Source organism: Salinibacillus aidingensis, assembly GCF_055393355.1.
Window position 1 is genome coordinate 1,521,359 of sequence record NZ_AP043759.1, and the last position, 19,012, is coordinate 1,540,370.

The window sequence follows — 19,012 nt, forward strand, 5'->3', positions numbered from 1 at the left end:
TGCAGAAACATGGCAGTAAAAATTCGCCTAAGAAGAATGGGTTCAAAGAGAAATCCATATTATCGTGTAGTCGTTGCCGATTCACGTTCTCCTCGTGATGGACGTTTTATTGAACAGATTGGAACATATAATCCAGTAGTTGAACCAGCAAAAGTTGATTTGGATGAAGAAAAAGCACTTGACTGGATGCAAAAAGGTGCAAAACCAAGTGACACCGTTCGTAATCTGTTTTCAGAGCAAGGCATCATGAAGAAGTTCCACGAAGCTAAAAACCAAAATTAAAGTAGTGTGATATCATGAAAGCCTTAATAGAAACCATTGTTCGTCCTCTTGTTGATTATCCTGAGGAAGTCGTGGTGACTGAGGAAGAAACAGATAAAAAAATCCGGTATCATCTTACTGTTCATGAACAGGATGTCGGTAAAGTAATCGGCAAAAACGGACGTATTGCCAAAGCCATTCGAACCGTTGTATATGCAGCTGGTTCGGACAAGGATAAAAAATTATATTTAGATATCATGTAAACAACAGGGAAGGGGCAGACCTTTCCCTGTTGTTTACTAATAGCTGTTTTTTTGTGAGAACTTATCTATCAGGAGTGCCGCCAGTTAAATATCTATTTAACGTGGTCCAAACTATTGCTGGTGAAAGACTGTTGATGGACACTTTACATAATGGTGTGGTTTGAAAAAATGGAGGTATTCCCTCGTGAAAATAATAAGAAAAACTTCTGTTAAACAGGTGATTACCGAAAAAAGCAAGGAACGATTGGAGTTAAAATTTCATCGTCAGCTGTCCCAGCTTGAAAATGAGTGTCATCAGCTTCAGTTTGAGAAACGAAAACTGCAATCAAAAAAAGGGATTTCACCACAGGATGTTAAGACCCGGTTTCAAAAAGAAATAGACCGGCGACAAAACAAGATGAAATGGCTTGAATATCAGCTTGAGCAACTGGATATTTTACCAGTAGGCAGTGAAATCACTGAAAGCGAAATTGATGAGATTGTAGAGGTTTCCGTTGGAGATCGCTGGTCAGATGTTATGGGTGAACATTCCATTACCATAAAAGATGACACGATTATTCGAATCGATTAATATTAGGTGATGGGTGATACATAATGGAAATGTTTAATGTCGGAAAAATAGTAAATACTCATGGAATAAAAGGTGAAGTTAAAGTTATTAAAATTACGGATTTTGATGAGCGATTAGAGCCGGGCTCCAAACTTTACTGGGTTTCGGATGATGGTTCAATCACCATTCCCCTTGAAGTGGACGGACACCGCATCCATAAAAACTTTCATTTGCTCCATTTTGACGGGTACTCCTCCATTAATGATGTTGAACCGTTAAAAAATGGAATGCTGAAAGTCTCCGAGGAGCAGCTGTTGACTCTCGATGAAGGAGAGTATTATTACCATGAAATTATTGGCTGTGAAGTAGTGACGGAAGAAGGCGAAAAAGTGGGTATTATTAAGGAAATTCTGTCACCAGGAGCTAATGACATTTGGGTAGTGAAACGGTCGGGGGAGAAAGATGGCTTAATCCCTTACATAGAGGAGATTGTAAAACAAGTGGATGTAGAACATAAAAAAGTTGTGATACATCCGATGGAGGGTTTACTGGATTGATGCATATAGATATTTTAACCCTGTTTCCTGAAATGTTCGAGGGCGTACTTAATTCCTCCATTTTAAAAAAAGCGAAGGATATGGAAGCTGTCCAATATAATACGATTAATTTTCGCTCGTATTCAGATAATAAACATCAGAAAGTGGACGACTACCCATATGGGGGAGGAGCGGGCATGGTCCTGACACCACAGCCCTTATTTGATGCAGTTGAAGATCTGTCATCAAATCGTTCTTCAAAGCCCCGTGTTATTTTAATGTCTCCACAAGGGGAGCCCTATACCCAGAAAAAAGCAGAGGAGTTTTCCCGGGAAGAGCACTTAATTCTGATTTGCGGCCATTATGAAGGGTATGATGAGCGCATTCGCACGCATCTGGCTACGGATGAAATTTCCGTTGGTGATTACATTTTAACCGGTGGTGAACTTGGGGCCATGGTTGTGACAGACAGTGTGGTAAGGCTCCTTCCAGGTGTGCTTGGCAACGATCATTCTGCAATACAGGATTCTTTTTCAACCGGTCTTCTCGAACACCCCCATTACACCCGTCCCAGGGAGTTCCGGGGGATGAATGTACCAGATGTTATTTTGTCCGGTGATCATCAAAAGATAGAGGATTGGCGGCAAAAGGAATCGTTAAAAAGAACCTGGGAGCGTAGGCCTGATTTATTAGAAAATGTTGTCTTAACCGATAAACAAAAACAGTGGATAAAGCAATGGAAGATGGACAAATAATCTTGCATTGAAAGGGTCATTATGATATATTAATTGTTGTGCTTAAGAGTTCGCTTAGGCAAAGAAAAACGATACTCCGCTGTCGCAAATAAAGGCAAGAGTGTTAGTTGGAAGGAGTGAAGACTTGTGCAAAACATCATTGAACAAGTTACCAAAGACCAATTACGCACGGACCATCCGGATTTTCGTCCTGGGGATACGGTAAAGGTTCACGTGAAAGTTGTTGAGGGGAACCGTGAACGTATTCAGGTATTTGAAGGTGTCGTACTTAAGCGTCGTGGTGGCGGAATAAGTGAAACCTTCACTGTACGTAAAATCTCTTATGGCGTGGGAATTGAACGTACGTTCCCAGTACATTCCCCACGTATTGCTAAGATTGAAGTACCTCGCCGTGGTAAAGTACGTCGTGCGAAGCTTTATTACCTTCGTGGGCGTCGTGGTAAAGCAGCACGTATTAAAGAAATCCGATAAGATAATTAAAGCTGTATGAGCTTTAATTCAGTGGAGAAGGAGCTTGCATGGTCAGGCTCCTTTTTCTATTATATATACATATCGATTATTCCATTGAAAATGAAAGCTAAACTTTTGTACATATGCTCGGGGGTTTTGACATGTCCACGAAGAACAGAGAATGGCTAAGCTGGATTAAAGTTATTGTCATTTCAGCTATTATTGCATTAGGAATTCGAACATTTTTATTTACCCCAATTATTGTGGACGGGCCATCCATGCTACCTACACTTGAAAACGGGGATCATCTGATTGTAAATAAATTAAATTATCAGATTGGTGAGCCGGAACGCTTTGACATTGTTGTCTTTCATGCTACACAAAAAAGAGACTACATAAAAAGGGTGATTGGCCTGCCGGGAGAACATATAGCTTATCGTAACGAAACTCTCTATGTAAATGGAACCCCTGTGGAGGAACCGTTTATTCAGGAAAGAGTGGAAAGCCTGCAGGAAGGAAGTCACTATACGCATGATTTTACTCTTGAAGACTTACCTGGAGAATATGAAAAAATACCTGAGGGATATGTATTAGTCCTTGGAGATAATCGTATGAACTCAACAGACAGTCGAATGATAGGGTTAATTCCTGTGGATCAGATTGTGGGGGAAGCCCAACTCACTTACTGGCCTCTCTCTCATTTTGAGTGGAAAACATAAAGAAGGTGATAATGTGACGATACAATGGTTTCCGGGCCATATGGCAAAGGCAAAGAGAGAAGTAGAAGAAAAATTAAAGCTCGTCGATTTTGTGATTGAATTGGTGGACGCAAGAGTGCCAAAATCCTCACAAAACCCTATGCTCCAGGATGTGTTAGGAGATAAGGACAAGCTTGTACTCCTTATGAAAAAGGACCTGGCAGACCCTGAAGTGACAAAGGAATGGGAAGACTATTTTGACCACATGGGGATCCCTCATTTAGCTGTAAATGTACAGGAGCAAAAAGATATTCAAACCCTAATCAAAAAAGCAAAAACGATCGGTGAGCAGAAGCTGGAACGTTTAACACAAAAGGGAATAAAGCCAAGACCAATCAGAGCCATGATAGTGGGGATTCCTAATGTAGGGAAATCTACCCTTATTAATCGACTGGTTAACAAAAAAATAGCACTAACCGGAGATCGTCCAGGAGTAACGAAATCCCAGACCTGGATGAAAGTGAAAAAGGATTTCGAGCTTCTCGATACGCCGGGGATTTTATGGCCGAAATTTGAGGATGAAGAGGTGGGCCTTAAACTGGCCGCTATTGGCACAATTAAGGATCAGCTATTACACCTTGATGATGTTGCCGTTTTTGTGCTTAAATTTTTAAAACAGTATTATCCTGCTCAACTTAAAGAGCGTTATGGCATCGATTTAGATGCTGAAGATATTGTGACATGGTTTGATGAAATCGGGAAAAAACGAGGCTGCCTGGCCAGTGGTGGTATGATTGATTACGAAAAAACAGCTGATGTGATTATTCGTGATTTGCGAACGGGAAAATTAGGACATTTCACCTTCGATCGTCCTTAAATAGAAAAAGGCTGTCCTCTTAAACCTCAACAGTTATTGCAAATAATCATTAATATTTCCTGTTTAGCAGCCGATAAATCAAGTAATGGAGGAAAAGGATGACCAGCAAAGAAACCATAAAAGAAATACGCGAAAAATTAACGAATGAAAGCTATTCAGCCGCTGATTGGCAAGCCTATCAGGAGGATAACCGAAAAGGTGTACAGGCATTAGTTCTCAAGGAACAAAAAAAGCACGCTGAAAGACAGAAGAATTTAGAGCATTTTCAGGGAATGCTGATGTGGGAACATCGCCTTTGGGAACAGGGATATACATATATTGCAGGAATCGATGAAGCTGGCCGCGGACCGTTAGCAGGCCCGGTCGTGGCAGCTGCTGTGATCATTGATGATTCCTTTTATCTGGAAGGTCTGGACGACTCCAAAAAATTATCGGAGTCAGTGAGGGAAAGATTTTTTGATACGATTAAAGAAAAGGCTGTGGATTACGGTATAGGAATCGTTAATGCCAAAACCATTGATCAGATTAATATCTATCAGGCCTCAAAATTAGCGATGAAAAAGGCTGTTTTAGAATTAAAACATCAGCCTCAGTTTCTGCTTATTGATGCGGTAAAACTGCCGGAACTGCCCATTCAGCAGGAATCCATTGTTAAAGGGGATCAAAAGTCTGTATCCATTGCAGCAGCAAGTGTATTAGCTAAAGTAACAAGGGATCGAATGATGAAAGAAATAGATCGTCAATATCCTTCCTATCAGTTCGGATCAAACATGGGATATGGGACAAAAATGCATTTGGAAGCACTGGAGCAATTTGGACCTACCCCTTACCACAGAAAGTCGTTTTCACCAGTCAAAGAAGCAACTCAATCCTAAAGGGAGAGATTTGGAATGCAAAATTCCGGGATTACAAAAGCTCTTCAATCAATACGAATAAGGTCTGTCCAGAATTCAGGTTTATCCTTTAAAACAGGTCAGATCGTGACAGGAAAAGTGGAAAAATTTCTACCTCAAAATAAAGCGATGATACAGATGGGCGGACAGAAGCTTATCGCTCAATTAGAGCATTTCCTGCAGGCCAATAAGCGCTATGTTTTTCAGGTGAAACAAGCTTCTCCTTTTGTAAAACTTCAGGTGGTGAGTGAAAAGCCGGTGAAAAATCAGCAGGAGTCAGCGGCTATTTTGCTAAAGGAGATGGGCATGAAAGGAACGAGGAATCAGCATACGTTCCTTTCTTTTCTATTGGATCATCAACTCCCCGTTCAAAAACAGGTGCTAAGTCAGGCTTTTGGTTTACTGGATAGGGGTTCCTCTTTTGATGAATCGAGAATGGTTCTGCTGGAAATGCTGCAAAGAAACCTGCCGATGACAAAAGAGGTTTTTGATACTACTTATGCGCGGTTGTTTCGGCCTATATCCATTTCAAATGCAGCAGAAATTCTCACTCAATCCCTTCCCGACGAATTTTCAAATGAAACGATACAGCTCAGAAATATCCTTCATTTATTTCATTCAGGAGAATCGAATTTTAGTACCAGACAATTAGCTTCCTATATTTTATCGGATATTCATAAAGGTTCGACACAGACATTTTCACTGCTGAAAGCCTCAGGGCTAATACCCGGGAAGATGGATTTCACCAGCTGGAAGCAGGAATGGACGAGCTGGGCTGAACAAAATCAGATCCAACTAGGTCGACCGTTTTTTAACAAGCAAGTAGTGATGAAGGATTCGCCTCTTCCCTTTGAGTCCATGGAGGAATTTTATCAGGGAATCAGAGCATTGTGGAAATCGATGAAATCTACCGGTAATCAGGACTTCCAACGTGCACTGGATTTTTGGCTGCTTCAGGGGGCTGGGTCAGAAAAGTATGCTCATGTATTTACTGCTGCCGAAAAAGCAGCCATTAAATTTAGAGGGTTTACATCGCTATTAAGCAGTCAGCCAGACTTGAATTCCCCCGGCATGTCAGATACCTACAAGCCTTTAACGGAACTTCTGCAATCAGTTCAACAGCAAGTTAACGGACAGAAGTTAAAGCAGCCGCTCCAGCAGCTGATGCAGGTGTTTTCAGGCATACAACTGCTGTCTAATGATTATGGAGAATGGACACAGTTCAGTGTTCAATTTCCGGGTGAACTATTTGGGCTTCAGGAAGATTTTTTTATGGATTTTGAAGGTAAAAAGAAGGATGACGATCAGCTGGATTCTGATTATTGCCGGGTAATGTTTTATCTGCAGCTCCATCAACTTAAAGAAACGGTCATGGATATGAATATACAAAACAAGCAGATCTCATTGACCATTTTCAATCAGAATCCCAGCCGCATAAGACCAATTGCAAAGCTATTTGAGCCTGTTCTTAAAGACAATCTATCTCAATTAAACTTTCCACTTATGTCTGTCCAAATAAAAGAATTTCGACATAATACAGGTTTTCCGGGGACTAATCGTTTGGGGTCTGCCTATACTCAGGAGAAAGGACTGGATATTAAAATATGACACAGCCGTCTGAAGATAAACGGAAAAAAGCAGTGGCCTTATCTTATGATGAAACAATAGAGAATGCCCCAAAAGTTGCAGCTTCAGGGCAGGGGAAGGTCGCTGAGAGAATTCTGTCAAAGGCGAAGGAACATGATGTACCTGTACAGGAGGATGAAACGCTCGTTGAACTTCTTTCAGCGTTAAATATTAATGAAACGATTCCGGAAGATTTATATCAGGTAGTAGCTGAAGTTTTCGCATTTATTTATCAGGTCGATCGTCATGAAGAGGAGAGAACATAAATAAAATAGTTTGGACAACTGATCGTGAGGGAGGTAAAGAAAATGAAACTATTACGGAGACTTTGCATATTTCTGCTGTTAATAGGTGTTCTTGGTTTAGGAATTTACCATTTCGGTACAAAAATTGCTGCGGAGAAGATTGTGGAGTCTTATGCAGAGGAATTGTCAGCAAGCCCTGTTATGAATCAGCTGGAAGATCAAATGAACAATCATTCGGAATTACAGCAGATGGTTAAGGATGGAGCCAAGGCAGCCGAGGAGGGTTTGCCATTTTCTACAAAGGATGAGGCTGCTAAGGAACTAGTCTCCAGGTTCAGTGTCAGGGAATTAATTGAACTTGGAAACATGGCAAAGGACGGTCTGAGTCAGGATGAAAAACTGGAAATGGTCAACCAGTTAGAAAGAAAGCTATCGGAAAAAGAGCTTCTGGCCTTAAAAGCTATTGCCTATAAAGAACTTAATCAATAAATATTCGGCTATGTTTGTTATTTTTATAGAATCGTCTTATAATAGAAAAGTGTGGACAAATTCCAACAATTTTGTATACAATGTACACGCAATTTGAATTTCAGATGGGAGGATGGAAGATGAACATTCACGAGTATCAAGCAAAAGAGATTTTTCGCCAATTCGGCGTTGCTGTACCCAATAATCGTGTTGCGTTTTCAGTAGATGAAGCTGTCCAGGCGGCACAGGAATTAGGTTCAGATGTAAGCGTTGTAAAAGCTCAAATTCATGCAGGCGGCCGCGGGAAAGCAGGCGGAGTAAAAATTGCCAAGAGCCAGGAAGATGTACGTACATATGCTGAAGAGCTTCTTGGTAAAACATTAGTGACGCATCAGACTGGACCTGAAGGAAAGGAAGTAAAACGTCTTCTGGTTGAAGAAGGCTGCGATATTCAAAATGAGTACTATATTGGTGTTGTTCTTGATCGTGCAACCTCCCGTGTGGTGATGATGGGTTCCGAAGAAGGAGGAACTGAAATTGAAGAGGTTGCTTCCAATACACCTGAAAAGATCTTTCAGGAGGTTATTGATCCTGTAACGGGGCTTATGCCTTATCAGGCGAGAAGATTAGCGTTTAATATTAATATTCCGAAAGAGCTCGTTTCCAAAGCTGTTAAATTTATGATGGGACTTTATGATGTATTTATTAAAAAAGATTGCTCTGTAGCTGAAATTAACCCGCTTGTTACAACAGGTGACGGTGAAGTTTTAGCTTTAGATGCGAAACTGAACTTTGATGACAACGCTTTATTCCGTCAAAAGGATTTATTGGAGTATCGTGATCTTGATGAAGAGGATCCAAAAGAAATTGAAGCTTCAAAATATGATCTCAGCTATGTAGCTCTTGATGGGAATATTGGCTGTATGGTTAATGGCGCTGGTCTTGCTATGTCTACCATGGATATTATTAAACATTCAGGTGGAGAGCCGGCGAACTTCCTTGATGTAGGTGGAGGAGCAACTGCGGAAAAAGTTACCGAAGCCTTTAAAATTATTCTTGCTGATGACAACGTAAAGGGAATCTTTGTGAATATCTTTGGCGGTATTATGAAATGTGATGTAATTGCTGAAGGTGTTGTAGAGGCGACAAAGCAGGTAGGCCTTGAACTGCCATTGGTTGTTCGTCTTGAAGGAACAAACGTAGAGCAAGGGAAGAAGATTTTGTCTGAATCCGGTTTGAATATCACATCCGCAAATTCCATGGCTGATGGAGCACAAAAAATCGTTGAACTGGTTAAGTAATGTAGAAAGGTGGGAGAGAAATCATGAGTATCTATATAAATAAGAATACAAAAGTAATCGTTCAGGGTATTACTGGTTCTACAGCTTTATTCCATACGAAGCAAATGCTTGAATATGGCACTGAAATTGTAGGAGGTACTTCCCCAGGAAAAGGCGGACAGACAGTAGAAGGTGTACCTGTTTTTAATACCGTCCAGGAAGCGAAAGAAAAAACCGGTGCAACTGCATCTGTTATTTATGTACCCGCACCATTTGCCGCAGACGCCATTCTGGAAGCTGTGGATGCCGAGCTGGACACTGTCATCTGTATTACAGAACATATTCCGGTTATGGATATGGTTAAGGTAAAGCGGCAAATGGAAGGGAAGAAAACCCGTCTTGTAGGACCAAACTGCCCAGGTGTGATTACTCCCGAAGAGTGTAAGATTGGTATTATGCCTGGTTATATTCATAAAAAAGGTCATGTAGGAGTTGTATCACGTTCCGGTACATTAACCTATGAGGCTGTTCACCAGCTGTCTGAAGAAGGAATTGGCCAATCTACTGCTGTTGGTATTGGCGGGGACCCGGTCAATGGTACAAATTTCATTGATGTACTAAAAGCTTTTAATGAAGATCCTGATACAGAAGCTGTGATTATGATCGGTGAAATTGGTGGTACAGCTGAAGAGGAAGCAGCTCAATGGATTAAAGAAAATATGAGTAAACCTGTCGTAGGCTTTATCGGGGGACGTACAGCACCTCCAGGAAAACGTATGGGTCATGCTGGTGCCATTATTTCTGGTGGAAAAGGAACGGCAGACGAAAAAATCCGGATTATGAATGACTCTGGAATTAAAGTAGCAGAAACACCAGCTGTAATGGGTGAAACTTTAATAGAAGTTCTAAAAGAAAACAACCTTTACGAAAAATGTAAAACGTATTAATGTTGTTAAAGGGGACTGATCCAATCGATTTGGATGAGTCCCTCCCTTTATACTTTGGAAGGATGTGTGTGTATTGGTATCTGAAAATGAATTAAGATTGGCCCATTTGCTTCGGGTGCAGGGGCTTGGTCGAAGAAGAATCCGGCACTTATTAGAGTTAGATTCCAGTCTCTCCTCTATATACCAATTCTCCATCAGCGATCTTCAGGCAATTTTCCGCCTGACCCCGATGAAAGCTCAGAAAGTTCATCAAGGACTCCATAGCCCAAAATTGCTAAATAGTGTCGAACAGGACCTTAAAAAAACAACGATTATCTCTCTGAATCATCCCCACTACCCTTCATCACTGAAAATGATTCCTGATCCACCTTTACTGCTTTACATCAAAGGTTCGCCTGAGTTTTTAGAACATGAGCCTAAGCTGAGTGTTGTAGGTACAAGAGCCCATTCCGGAGAAGCCAGACGTAAAGTTCATTCCCTGCTAAAACCAGTGATAGAACGTGATTGGTTAATCGTCAGCGGAATGGCAAAAGGAATTGATTCTTTTTCTCATCAGGCTGCTTTGACGTATAACGGGAAAACCATTGGTGTTTTAGGATTTGGCTTTCATCATATTTATCCGAAAGAAAACATACAGTTAATGAAAACCCTGGAGCAGGAGCATCTGCTGATTTCTGAATATCCCCCGGATGCATCTCCTAAGCCCTGGCATTTTCCTGAACGCAACCGGATTATTAGTGGTCTTTCCTTTGGTACACTGGTTGTGGAGGCTAAAGAGAGGAGTGGAACATTTATAACGGCTGAGCAGGCCTTAGAGCAAGGACGAGAGGTGTTTGTTGTCCCTGGTTCTATTCTGCTGCCACAAACCAAAGGGTGCCATCGTCTCATTCAGGAAGGGGCTCAACTTATTCATAGTGCAGAAGATTTAATTGAGGCCAGAAATTCTTATGAAAACTGGAGTTTAACACCTAAAAAGGTATGAATTGTTGATTCTGTTGTAAAAAATGGTTTGACAAATGTAATACTTGTATTTAATAATAAGGAAGATTTCAAAAAACGTTTTCCATTATATGAATTTGTTCCTTCATGAAACCGTTAACCTTATATGTAATAGATAAAAAATAGAAAAGAAAAAGAGAGAAAACCTCTTAGGAGGATGAATATGGCAGATTATTTAGTAATTGTCGAATCACCGGCAAAAGCAAAAACAATTGAACGATATTTAGGAAAAAAATATAAAGTAAAGGCATCCATGGGACACGTGCGTGACCTGCCAAAAAGTCAAACAGGCGTTGATGTGGATGAAAACTATAAACCAAAGTATATAACCATACGGGGAAAAGGGCCTGTATTGAAAGAATTAAAAACGGCTGCTAAGAAAGCCAAAAAAGTATTTTTAGCAGCCGACCCGGACCGAGAGGGAGAGGCTATTGCCTGGCATTTGGCATATAGCCTGGACGTGGATGAAAGTTCCAAATGTCGTGTTGTATTTAATGAGATTACCAAGGATGCAGTAAAGGAATCCTTTAAACATCCGCGACATATTGATATGGATTTAGTTGATGCGCAGCAGGCAAGAAGAATTCTGGATCGTCTGGTAGGTTACAATATTAGCCCATTGCTTTGGCAAAAAGTAAAGAAAGGCCTAAGTGCGGGCCGTGTACAGTCTGTAGCTGTTCGTCTTGTTATTGAACGGGAAAGAGAGATTCAGAACTTCCAGCCGGAAGAATACTGGACGATAGAAACAGATTTTATGAAAGGCAAAGATACCTTTCAGGGTTCTTTTTATGGATTGAACGGAAAAAAACAGAAGCTGAGCTCACAAGAAGATGTTAATGAGATTTTAAATAAAATGGATGGAGACCAATTTAAAGTTGATAAAGTCAATAAAAGGGAAAGAAAAAGGAATCCAGCAGCTCCATTTACAACATCGTCTTTACAGCAGGAAGCTGCCCGTAAGCTGAATTTCCGTGCGAAAAAGACAATGATGCTGGCCCAGCAATTATACGAAGGAATTGATTTAGGAAAGAAAGAGGGAACAGTTGGTCTGATCACGTATATGAGAACCGACTCTACCCGGATTTCTAATACGGCTAAGCAGGAAGCTGCAGAGTTCATTGAAACTTCCTATGGAAAAGAATATTTGGGCTCTTATAAAAAGAAGAAGGATTCTGAAGGGGCTCAGGATGCTCACGAGGCAGTTCGTCCTACTTCAGTAAATCGAACTCCCCAATCTCTCAAATCCGTTCTGTCACGCGATCAGCTCCGTTTATATCGCCTGATCTGGGAACGTTTCTTAGCCAGTCAAATGGCTCCGGCTGTTATGGATACTGTTACAGCTCATTTAATAAACAATGATGTTGAGTTTCGTGCCAGTGGATCACAGGTAAAGTTCAAGGGCTTTATGAAAGTGTATGTGGAAGGCCAGGATGATAAAAAGAAAGAAGAAAATAAGCTCCTTCCACCACTTGAAGAGGGAGAGACGGTAAAAGCACAGGAGATTAATCCGAGTCAGCATTTTACTCAGCCGCCTCCAAGATATACAGAGGCGCGGTTAGTTAAAACGCTTGAAGAGCTTGGTATAGGAAGACCATCAACTTATGCACCTACACTGGATACGATTCAGCGAAGAAATTATGTTACTCTGGAAAACCGCCGTTTCGTTCCTACCGAGCTCGGAGAAATTGTCGTCAATATTCTGATGGAATACTTTCCTGAAATCATAGACATAGAGTTTACTGCAAAAATGGAAAATGACCTGGATAGCATTGAGGAAGGAAAGACCGAGTGGGTAAACATTATTGACGATTTTTATCAGGGATTTGAAAAAAGACTGAAAACGGCAGAACAGGAAATGGAAAAGATTGAGATAAAGGATGAACCTGCAGGGGAAGATTGTGAGGAATGCGGACACCCTATGGTTTATAAAATGGGTCGCTACGGGAAGTTTATGGCGTGCTCCAATTTTCCTGAATGCCGGAATACGAAACCCATTTTAAAGGAGATTGGGGTTAAGTGTCCCAACTGTAAGGATGGAAATATTGTTGAGCGAAAGTCGAAAAAGAACCGTACATTTTATGGATGTGACAATTATCCGGAATGTGAATTTATTTCCTGGGATAAACCTATTGCAAGGCCATGTCCAAAATGTGAAGGTTTATTAGTAGAAAAGAAAAGAAAAAAAGCAACGCAGGTTCAATGTACGCAATGTGATTATAAAGAAGAAAAGCAGGAATAGTGTAAGAACAAAGGCGGAAGCGCCCGTTTAGCGACGTACGGACTGGACTGAGCCGGAGGAGATAAAGGAAACACGACGAACCTTGTGAGTCGATGTTGACTTATCGGACGGAGGTGAAGGAAGTCACGCTAGTCGCTGGGCGCTGGAGCCGGACGTCCTCTGATTGATTTTTTATCCACAAATCTTAAATTATATAATATCCTAGACAACGAAAAATCCCTCCAATAGTTCGCTTATGCAACTTTGGAGGGATTTTTTAATGCTTTTGTTTGACAGTGAACAATCCTATAGCTATAATTACCATTTGGTAAGGTTATTTACTTGACACAACTTACATACATTTGAAATATTTAGAAAGATGATACGCCCGGGGACATTTCAGAATTTTGTTACAATTTAGTCAAATTTATTGCAACCTATCCTTTAACTATGTTAAGATTTATACGCTCCAGGCAGGAAAGAAGAACATTTACCTGGTCTCCATACACACCTGCATATACTTTACTCTATATATTTGAACTAAAGTAAGGTGGGGAAACATGAATTCTGATTACTTACGTGAGGTATTTACTGAATATTTGCAGGTTGAAAAAAATGCCTCACCTTATACGGTGAAGTTTTATCAAGAGGATCTTGATACCTTTTTTTTGTTTTTAGAGGAAGAAGGTATTGAACATGTTAAAGATGTCGATTATGCAGCTATAAGAGTATTTTTAACGAAACAATACGAACAAAAGCTTTCCAGAAGAAGTGTATCAAGGAGACTGTCAACCTTACGAACGTTTTATCGTTTTCTGGAAAGAGAGGAGAAAGTAGACTCAAATCCATTTTTGCAGGTTTCTCAACCAAAGGTATCAAAACCTATACCAGGATTTTTATATGAAGAAGAGATTGAAAAACTGTTTCATGTAAATGATTTAACCAGCCCCCTCGGTCAGCGGGATCAGGCGATTTTGGAATTACTTTATGCGACAGGGATGCGGGTGAGTGAGTGTGCCAATTTAAAACTTGTCCATGTGGATTTTTCAATTGGAACTGTCTTAGTCAGAGGAAAAGGGAATAAGGAAAGATATATTCCATTTGGACGATATGCGCAGGATGCTTTAGAACAATATATCCATGATGGCAGAGCGAAACTGGTAAATAAAGCGAACGAAGATAGTGGATCGTTATTTTTAAATGCGCGTGGGACGACATTATCAACCCGGGGATTTCGCCTTGTATTAAACAAAATGGTAAAGAATGCTGCGCTGACGATTAACGTGCATCCGCATAAGCTAAGACATACCTTTGCGACGCATTTACTTAATGCAGGGGCCGATATGAGGTCGGTTCAGGAGTTGCTCGGGCATAAAAATTTATCGTCAACACAGATATACACACACGTTACAAAGGATCATTTACGTAACATATATAAAAATTCGCATCCTCGAGCTTAAAGCATTGTAGAGGAGGACTTTCAATTGTCAAATGAATTTCATGCAACCACCATATTTGCTGTGCGACATAATGGCCAATGTGCAATGAGTGGTGATGGTCAGGTTACCTTGGGAAATCAAGTGGTCATGAAGCATACGGCTCGAAAGGTCAGACGTCTGTTTAATGGCAATGTATTAGCTGGGTTTGCCGGCTCTGTCGCGGATGCTTTCACGCTATTTGAGAAATTTGAAAGCTACCTGGAGAAATATAATGGCAATTTGGCCAGGGCTTCTGTGGAGCTTGCCAAAGAGTGGAGAAGTGATAAAGTGCTTCGAAAGCTTGAAGCCATGTTAATTGTCATGGATAAGGAAAAGATGTTTTTAGTCTCCGGAACGGGTGAGGTCATTGAACCGGATGATGACCTTTTAGCTATTGGATCCGGTGGCAATTATGCCCTTAGTGCCGGTCGTGCTTTGAAGCGGTATTCACAGGAAAAGACAGCACCTGAAATTGCGCAGGCAGCACTGGAGATAGCTGGAGAAATCTGTGTCTTCACGAATGATCAGATTGTTTTAGAAGTGTTGGAATAAGGAGGTTGAACAATGGATGAGATGAACCTCACCCCAAGACAAATTGTTGAGAAGTTAGATCAATTTATTATTGGGCAAAACCAGGCGAAAAGGGCTGTAGCTGTGGCGCTAAGGAATCGGTTTCGCCGGTTGCAGATGGATGAAAAGCTTAGAGATGAAATTGTTCCCAAAAATATTCTGATGATCGGTCCAACTGGTGTAGGGAAGACCGAAATAGCCAGACGTCTCGCCAAATTAACCGGTGCCCCTTTTGTGAAAGTAGAAGCAACAAAGTTTACAGAAGTAGGTTATGTGGGGCGTGATGTGGAATCGATGGTTCGCGATCTGGTGGAAATATCCATCCGAATCGTGAAAGAAGAAAAGATGAAGCAAGTGAAGGGAAAAGCAGAGGACTTAGCCAACAATCGGCTTGTGAAACTCTTAGTTCCGGAAAAGAAAAAAAATCAATCCATGAAAAATCCTTTTGAAATGCTGTTTTCCAATCAGCAAAACGATGAACCAGCTCAGGAGGATGAACAACAAACTGAAATTGAACAAAAACGCAAGCGAATCAGACATCAGCTTGACCTTGGAGAATTAGAGGATCAGATGGTTACTGTTGAAGTAGACGAACAGCAATCTTCTATGCTTGATATGCTTCAGGGATCAGGAATGGAGCAATTCGGCATGAACATGCAGGATGCTTTTGGACAGCTGATGCCTAAGAAGAAAAAGAAGAGAAGACTTCCTGTGAGAGAAGCGCGAAAATTGCTGACTCACGACGAAGCCCAGAAATTGATTGATATGGATGAAGTCTCTCAGGAGGCTATAGAAAAAACAGAGCAGTCAGGGATTATTTTTATCGATGAGATTGATAAAGTTTCCGGAAAAAATGAATCACAGGCAAATGTTTCGAGAGAAGGAGTTCAGCGTGATATCCTGCCTATTGTTGAAGGTTCAACAATTACGACAAAATATGGCCCTGTAAAAACAGATCATATTTTATTTGTGGCTGCAGGGGCTTTTCATATGTCAAAGCCTTCAGATTTAATACCGGAGCTTCAGGGACGTTTCCCTACAAGGGTGGAGCTTCAGAAGCTTAACGTCGAGGATTTCATCAATATTTTAACAGAGCCTTCAAATGCATTACTTAAACAATACTCTGCATTATTGAAAACAGAAGGTATAAATGTTGAATTTTCTGACGATGCTGTAAATAGAATTGCTGAAATTGCTTATGAGGTAAACCAGGACTCCGATAATATTGGAGCAAGAAGACTCCATACAATTCTGGAGAAACTTCTGGAGGATTTATCCTTTGAAGCACCGGACATTAATATGGAAAAGGTGGATATCACCAGAGAGTATGTCAATGATAAGCTGGGCTCAATTGTGAAAAACAAAGACTTATCCCAATACATCTTATAGGGACTCGTCAAGAATTAGGAGGATGAAAATGGAGTTATTAGAAAGAGCAAGAATGATTAATTCGATGTTACAAAAAACAACAGGAAAGACCGTTAATTTTAGTGATATGTCCGCAACATTAAGAGATGCAATTAGCGCAAATGTATTTGTACTTAGTCGCAGAGGAAAGCTGTTAGGATTCTCCATTAAGCAGGAGATTGAAAATGAACGAATGAAGCAAATGCTGGAGGAAAGACAATTTCCTGAGGAATACACAGAGAATCTATTTACGATTTCGAGAACAACACCAAACTTAGACATCCACAGTGAATATACAGCATTTCCGGTAGAAAATAAGGATTTATTCCAAAATGGACTTACCACAATTGTACCAATCATTGGTGGCGGTGAGCGTCTTGGAACATTAATTTTAAGTCGTTTACAGGATCACTTTAATGATGACGATCTGTTGCTGGCTGAATATGGAGCAACCGTTGTTGGAATGGAGATTCTTCATCAGAAAGCCGAGGAAATTGAAGAAGAAGCCAGAAGTAAAGCAGTCGTACAAATGGCTATCAGTTCATTATCCTACAGTGAATTAGAGGCTATTGAACATATATTTGATGAACTCGGTGGAAATGAGGGTCTTTTAGTAGCCAGTAAAATAGCAGACCGTGTTGGAATCACCCGTTCGGTTATTGTAAACGCCCTTCGTAAACTGGAAAGTGCAGGCGTCATTGAATCCAGATCATTGGGAATGAAGGGTACGTATATTAAAGTGTTAAACGATAAGTTTCTTGTTGAACTGCGAAAACTTACGACCTGATAGGCCTATACACATATAACCCATAAAAAGGGGACTGACTCAAAATTGGAGTCAGTCCCCTTTTTATGGGTGAAGCCATGCATAAATGCAATTTTCTGACTAGTGAATGTATTCGAATGTTTTAAAACCTAACAAAAACATGGTCCTTTTGACCTAAACTAAAGAATGATAGCTCTATGTCTTTTGTAGTATTCTCTGTAAAATTTACGAAAATATCGATTTGATAATTTTCTTGAAGGATTTTTTATGTAATAATCTAATATAGTATGTAACGACAAAAAACTACAAAATAAGATGATAAACTACAAATTCTTTGAAAAATTTCTAACCAAAGGAGGGGTTCTTTTATGGCCTTGTTTGGGAATACATTCCAGATCCTTGACCGATCCCTTGATTATGCATCAGTAAAAAATCAGACTATATCAAACAATATCGCTAATGTGGATACTCCGAACTATAAAGCAAAAGATGTCGATTTCAAAAGTGCGTTAAATAAAGCACAATCCTCACTGGAGGCTGTGCGGACGCATGAGAAACACCTTCCATTTCAGTCTGGACATGGTTTGCCTGAATTTGAAGTTGTAAGCAGACAGAATACAACCTACAATCATAACGGAAACAATGTCGATGTAGATAAAGAAATGACAGATCTTGCGAAAAATCAAATCTACTATCAGGCAATTGCCGACCGCCTGAATGGGAAATTTAACAGCCTGAAAACAGTCATAAGGGGAGGTCAATAATGGGAATCTTTAATTCTATCAATACCAGTGCGAGTGGATTAACGGCTCAGAGATTGAGGATGGATGTCATATCTTCAAACATCGCTAATGCGGAAACAACCAGAGCTCAATTAAATGAGGATGGAGAATGGGTACCCTATCGCAGAAAAATGGTTTCTTTTGAAGAAAAAGGTTCATCCTTTCATTCCAAGTTCCAACACGCTCTGCACTCTCATTCCGATAACAATGCGAGTAATCAGAATACCGGTGTTCGGGTTGCAGAAATTTCAGAGGACGAACAACCGTTTAAAATGGTCTATAAGCCAAACCATCCAGATGCGAATGAACAGGGGTATGTTGCTATGCCGAATGTAGATCCATTAAAAGAAATGGTTGATTTGATGAGTACAACCAGATCCTATGAGGCAAATGTTACATCCATGAATGCATCAAAGGATATGTTAATGAAAGCTCTTGAAATAGGAAAATAGGAGTGTGTAATCCATAATGCCAACTGTTAATCAACTGATGCTAAACCAGGCTGCATCAATGAAGAATGTAAGTCAGAATCGTACGACGCCATTTGAAGCGCAGCAGAATTTCGCCGACTCATTGAAAAATGCAATTAATCACGTGAATGAAACACAAATTAATTCCGACCAGAAAACAAAGGCGCTTGCAGCCGGGGAAATAGACAACCTGCATGACGTTATGATTGCTGCACAGAAAAGCAGTATTACTCTTCAAACAGCTGTAGAAGTACAATCTAAAGCAATTGATGCTTATAAGCGAGTCATGCGAATGCAAATTTAAGTTATTGCTTTGCTTTTCTATTAAATAGTACGAATCCTATTAATAGTTTTTGAGGGTACCTTAAGAAATTTTTTAGTAATCTTTTCTGCATATCACATAGAAAATCAATGATTTGCAGTTGTTTTTCAATGTTATCCTCCAGATATCATTAAAAACTAGAGAAGAAATG

General features: G+C 40.3%; 23 protein-coding genes. All 23 read left to right on the plus strand.

Annotated elements, in window-relative coordinates; all coding sequences use genetic code 11:
* The first annotated feature begins 9 nt into the window (after positions 1-9).
* The 23 genes from rpsP (at position 10) to fliE (ending at position 18,843) form a co-directional block, all read left to right on the plus strand.
* Positions 10-282, plus strand: coding sequence for a 30S ribosomal protein S16 (gene rpsP / locus ACZ5OK_RS08260; protein WP_343841058.1), 273 nt, complete (start codon positions 10-12; stop codon positions 280-282).
* A 14-nt stretch (positions 283-296) separates the two neighbouring features.
* Positions 297-524 carry a KH domain-containing protein gene (locus ACZ5OK_RS08265; protein ID WP_343841060.1) on the plus strand — a complete coding sequence of 76 codons (228 nt, stop codon included), beginning with the start codon at positions 297-299 and terminating at the stop codon, positions 522-524.
* 184 nt (positions 525-708) lie between these two features.
* Positions 709-1,095 carry a YlqD family protein gene (locus ACZ5OK_RS08270; RefSeq protein ID WP_343841063.1) on the plus strand — a complete coding sequence of 129 codons (387 nt, stop codon included), beginning with the start codon at positions 709-711 and terminating at the stop codon, positions 1,093-1,095.
* Positions 1,096-1,118: 23 nt separating this feature from the next.
* On the plus strand, positions 1,119-1,631 hold the full coding sequence (gene rimM, locus ACZ5OK_RS08275; RefSeq protein ID WP_343841066.1) for a ribosome maturation factor RimM: 513 nt from the start codon (positions 1,119-1,121) through the stop codon (positions 1,629-1,631).
* A complete protein-coding gene (trmD, locus tag ACZ5OK_RS08280; protein WP_343841069.1) occupies positions 1,631-2,365 on the plus strand; it encodes a tRNA (guanosine(37)-N1)-methyltransferase TrmD in 735 nt (244 codons plus the stop codon). The genes rimM and trmD overlap by 1 nt, the downstream gene beginning before the upstream one ends.
* A 126-nt stretch (positions 2,366-2,491) precedes the next feature.
* The gene (gene rplS, locus ACZ5OK_RS08285) at positions 2,492-2,836 is read left to right on the plus strand and encodes a 50S ribosomal protein L19 (RefSeq protein WP_343841071.1); all 345 of its coding nucleotides are present in this window, start codon (positions 2,492-2,494) and stop codon (positions 2,834-2,836) included.
* A gap of 140 nt (positions 2,837-2,976) precedes the next feature.
* Entirely contained in the window at positions 2,977-3,534 is a 558-nt protein-coding gene (gene lepB / locus ACZ5OK_RS08290; RefSeq protein ID WP_343841073.1) for a signal peptidase I, read from the plus strand.
* A 13-nt stretch (positions 3,535-3,547) separates the two neighbouring features.
* Positions 3,548-4,390: a ribosome biogenesis GTPase YlqF gene (gene ylqF / locus ACZ5OK_RS08295; RefSeq protein WP_343841075.1), complete on the plus strand. Its 843-nt coding sequence runs from the start codon at positions 3,548-3,550 to the stop codon at positions 4,388-4,390.
* 98 nt (positions 4,391-4,488) lie between these two features.
* Complete coding sequence (locus ACZ5OK_RS08300; protein ID WP_343841078.1) at positions 4,489-5,265, plus strand: ribonuclease HII; 777 nt, start codon at positions 4,489-4,491, stop codon at positions 5,263-5,265.
* A 15-nt stretch (positions 5,266-5,280) separates the two neighbouring features.
* Positions 5,281-6,891 (plus strand): hypothetical protein, encoded by a 1,611-nt coding sequence (locus ACZ5OK_RS08305; RefSeq protein WP_343841081.1) that lies wholly within the window; start codon positions 5,281-5,283, stop codon positions 6,889-6,891.
* Positions 6,888-7,175 carry a FlhB-like flagellar biosynthesis protein gene (locus ACZ5OK_RS08310; RefSeq protein ID WP_343841083.1) on the plus strand — a complete coding sequence of 96 codons (288 nt, stop codon included), beginning with the start codon at positions 6,888-6,890 and terminating at the stop codon, positions 7,173-7,175. Before ACZ5OK_RS08305 ends, ACZ5OK_RS08310 begins: the two co-directional genes overlap by 4 nt.
* A 42-nt stretch (positions 7,176-7,217) precedes the next feature.
* Positions 7,218-7,643 (plus strand): hypothetical protein, encoded by a 426-nt coding sequence (locus tag ACZ5OK_RS08315; RefSeq protein WP_343841085.1) that lies wholly within the window; start codon positions 7,218-7,220, stop codon positions 7,641-7,643.
* Between the two features lie 119 nt (positions 7,644-7,762).
* Positions 7,763-8,923 carry an ADP-forming succinate--CoA ligase subunit beta gene (gene sucC / locus ACZ5OK_RS08320; protein WP_343841087.1) on the plus strand — a complete coding sequence of 387 codons (1,161 nt, stop codon included), beginning with the start codon at positions 7,763-7,765 and terminating at the stop codon, positions 8,921-8,923.
* 23 nt (positions 8,924-8,946) lie between these two features.
* Positions 8,947-9,849, plus strand: coding sequence for a succinate--CoA ligase subunit alpha (gene sucD / locus ACZ5OK_RS08325; protein WP_343841089.1), 903 nt, complete (start codon positions 8,947-8,949; stop codon positions 9,847-9,849).
* Between the two features lie 73 nt (positions 9,850-9,922).
* On the plus strand, positions 9,923-10,831 hold the full coding sequence (gene dprA, locus ACZ5OK_RS08330) for a DNA-processing protein DprA (RefSeq protein ID WP_343841092.1): 909 nt from the start codon (positions 9,923-9,925) through the stop codon (positions 10,829-10,831).
* Positions 10,832-11,011: 180 nt separating this feature from the next.
* Entirely contained in the window at positions 11,012-13,087 is a 2,076-nt protein-coding gene (topA, locus tag ACZ5OK_RS08335) for a type I DNA topoisomerase (RefSeq protein WP_343841094.1), read from the plus strand.
* Between the two features lie 539 nt (positions 13,088-13,626).
* On the plus strand, positions 13,627-14,526 hold the full coding sequence (gene xerC / locus ACZ5OK_RS08340; RefSeq protein ID WP_343841096.1) for a tyrosine recombinase XerC: 900 nt from the start codon (positions 13,627-13,629) through the stop codon (positions 14,524-14,526).
* 24 nt (positions 14,527-14,550) lie between these two features.
* A complete protein-coding gene (hslV, locus tag ACZ5OK_RS08345) occupies positions 14,551-15,096 on the plus strand; it encodes an ATP-dependent protease subunit HslV (protein ID WP_343841098.1) in 546 nt (181 codons plus the stop codon).
* Between the two features lie 12 nt (positions 15,097-15,108).
* Entirely contained in the window at positions 15,109-16,503 is a 1,395-nt protein-coding gene (gene hslU / locus ACZ5OK_RS08350; protein WP_343841099.1) for an HslU--HslV peptidase ATPase subunit, read from the plus strand.
* Positions 16,504-16,531: 28 nt separating this feature from the next.
* Positions 16,532-17,308 carry a GTP-sensing pleiotropic transcriptional regulator CodY gene (codY, locus tag ACZ5OK_RS08355; protein WP_343841101.1) on the plus strand — a complete coding sequence of 259 codons (777 nt, stop codon included), beginning with the start codon at positions 16,532-16,534 and terminating at the stop codon, positions 17,306-17,308.
* A 347-nt stretch (positions 17,309-17,655) separates the two neighbouring features.
* Entirely contained in the window at positions 17,656-18,051 is a 396-nt protein-coding gene (flgB, locus tag ACZ5OK_RS08360) for a flagellar basal body rod protein FlgB (protein WP_343841104.1), read from the plus strand.
* A complete protein-coding gene (gene flgC / locus ACZ5OK_RS08365; protein ID WP_343841106.1) occupies positions 18,051-18,521 on the plus strand; it encodes a flagellar basal body rod protein FlgC in 471 nt (156 codons plus the stop codon). Before flgB ends, flgC begins: the two co-directional genes overlap by 1 nt.
* 16 nt (positions 18,522-18,537) lie before the next feature.
* On the plus strand, positions 18,538-18,843 hold the full coding sequence (gene fliE / locus ACZ5OK_RS08370) for a flagellar hook-basal body complex protein FliE (protein WP_343841108.1): 306 nt from the start codon (positions 18,538-18,540) through the stop codon (positions 18,841-18,843).
* Positions 18,844-19,012 lie beyond the last annotated feature (169 nt).

Coding starts and splice junctions, on each gene's coding strand:
- rpsP (WP_343841058.1), top strand. CDS start 10: ATGGCAGTAAAAATTCGCCTAAGAAGAATGGGTTCAAAGAGAAATCCA.
- ACZ5OK_RS08265 (WP_343841060.1), top strand. CDS start 297: ATGAAAGCCTTAATAGAAACCATTGTTCGTCCTCTTGTTGATTATCCT.
- rimM (WP_343841066.1), top strand. CDS start 1,119: ATGGAAATGTTTAATGTCGGAAAAATAGTAAATACTCATGGAATAAAA.
- trmD (WP_343841069.1), top strand. CDS start 1,631: ATGCATATAGATATTTTAACCCTGTTTCCTGAAATGTTCGAGGGCGTA.
- lepB (WP_343841073.1), top strand. CDS start 2,977: ATGTCCACGAAGAACAGAGAATGGCTAAGCTGGATTAAAGTTATTGTC.
- ACZ5OK_RS08300 (WP_343841078.1), top strand. CDS start 4,489: ATGACCAGCAAAGAAACCATAAAAGAAATACGCGAAAAATTAACGAAT.
- ACZ5OK_RS08305 (WP_343841081.1), top strand. CDS start 5,281: ATGCAAAATTCCGGGATTACAAAAGCTCTTCAATCAATACGAATAAGG.
- ACZ5OK_RS08310 (WP_343841083.1), top strand. CDS start 6,888: ATGACACAGCCGTCTGAAGATAAACGGAAAAAAGCAGTGGCCTTATCT.
- ACZ5OK_RS08315 (WP_343841085.1), top strand. CDS start 7,218: ATGAAACTATTACGGAGACTTTGCATATTTCTGCTGTTAATAGGTGTT.
- sucC (WP_343841087.1), top strand. CDS start 7,763: ATGAACATTCACGAGTATCAAGCAAAAGAGATTTTTCGCCAATTCGGC.
- sucD (WP_343841089.1), top strand. CDS start 8,947: ATGAGTATCTATATAAATAAGAATACAAAAGTAATCGTTCAGGGTATT.
- topA (WP_343841094.1), top strand. CDS start 11,012: ATGGCAGATTATTTAGTAATTGTCGAATCACCGGCAAAAGCAAAAACA.
- xerC (WP_343841096.1), top strand. CDS start 13,627: ATGAATTCTGATTACTTACGTGAGGTATTTACTGAATATTTGCAGGTT.
- hslU (WP_343841099.1), top strand. CDS start 15,109: ATGGATGAGATGAACCTCACCCCAAGACAAATTGTTGAGAAGTTAGAT.
- codY (WP_343841101.1), top strand. CDS start 16,532: ATGGAGTTATTAGAAAGAGCAAGAATGATTAATTCGATGTTACAAAAA.
- flgB (WP_343841104.1), top strand. CDS start 17,656: ATGGCCTTGTTTGGGAATACATTCCAGATCCTTGACCGATCCCTTGAT.
- flgC (WP_343841106.1), top strand. CDS start 18,051: ATGGGAATCTTTAATTCTATCAATACCAGTGCGAGTGGATTAACGGCT.
- fliE (WP_343841108.1), top strand. CDS start 18,538: ATGCCAACTGTTAATCAACTGATGCTAAACCAGGCTGCATCAATGAAG.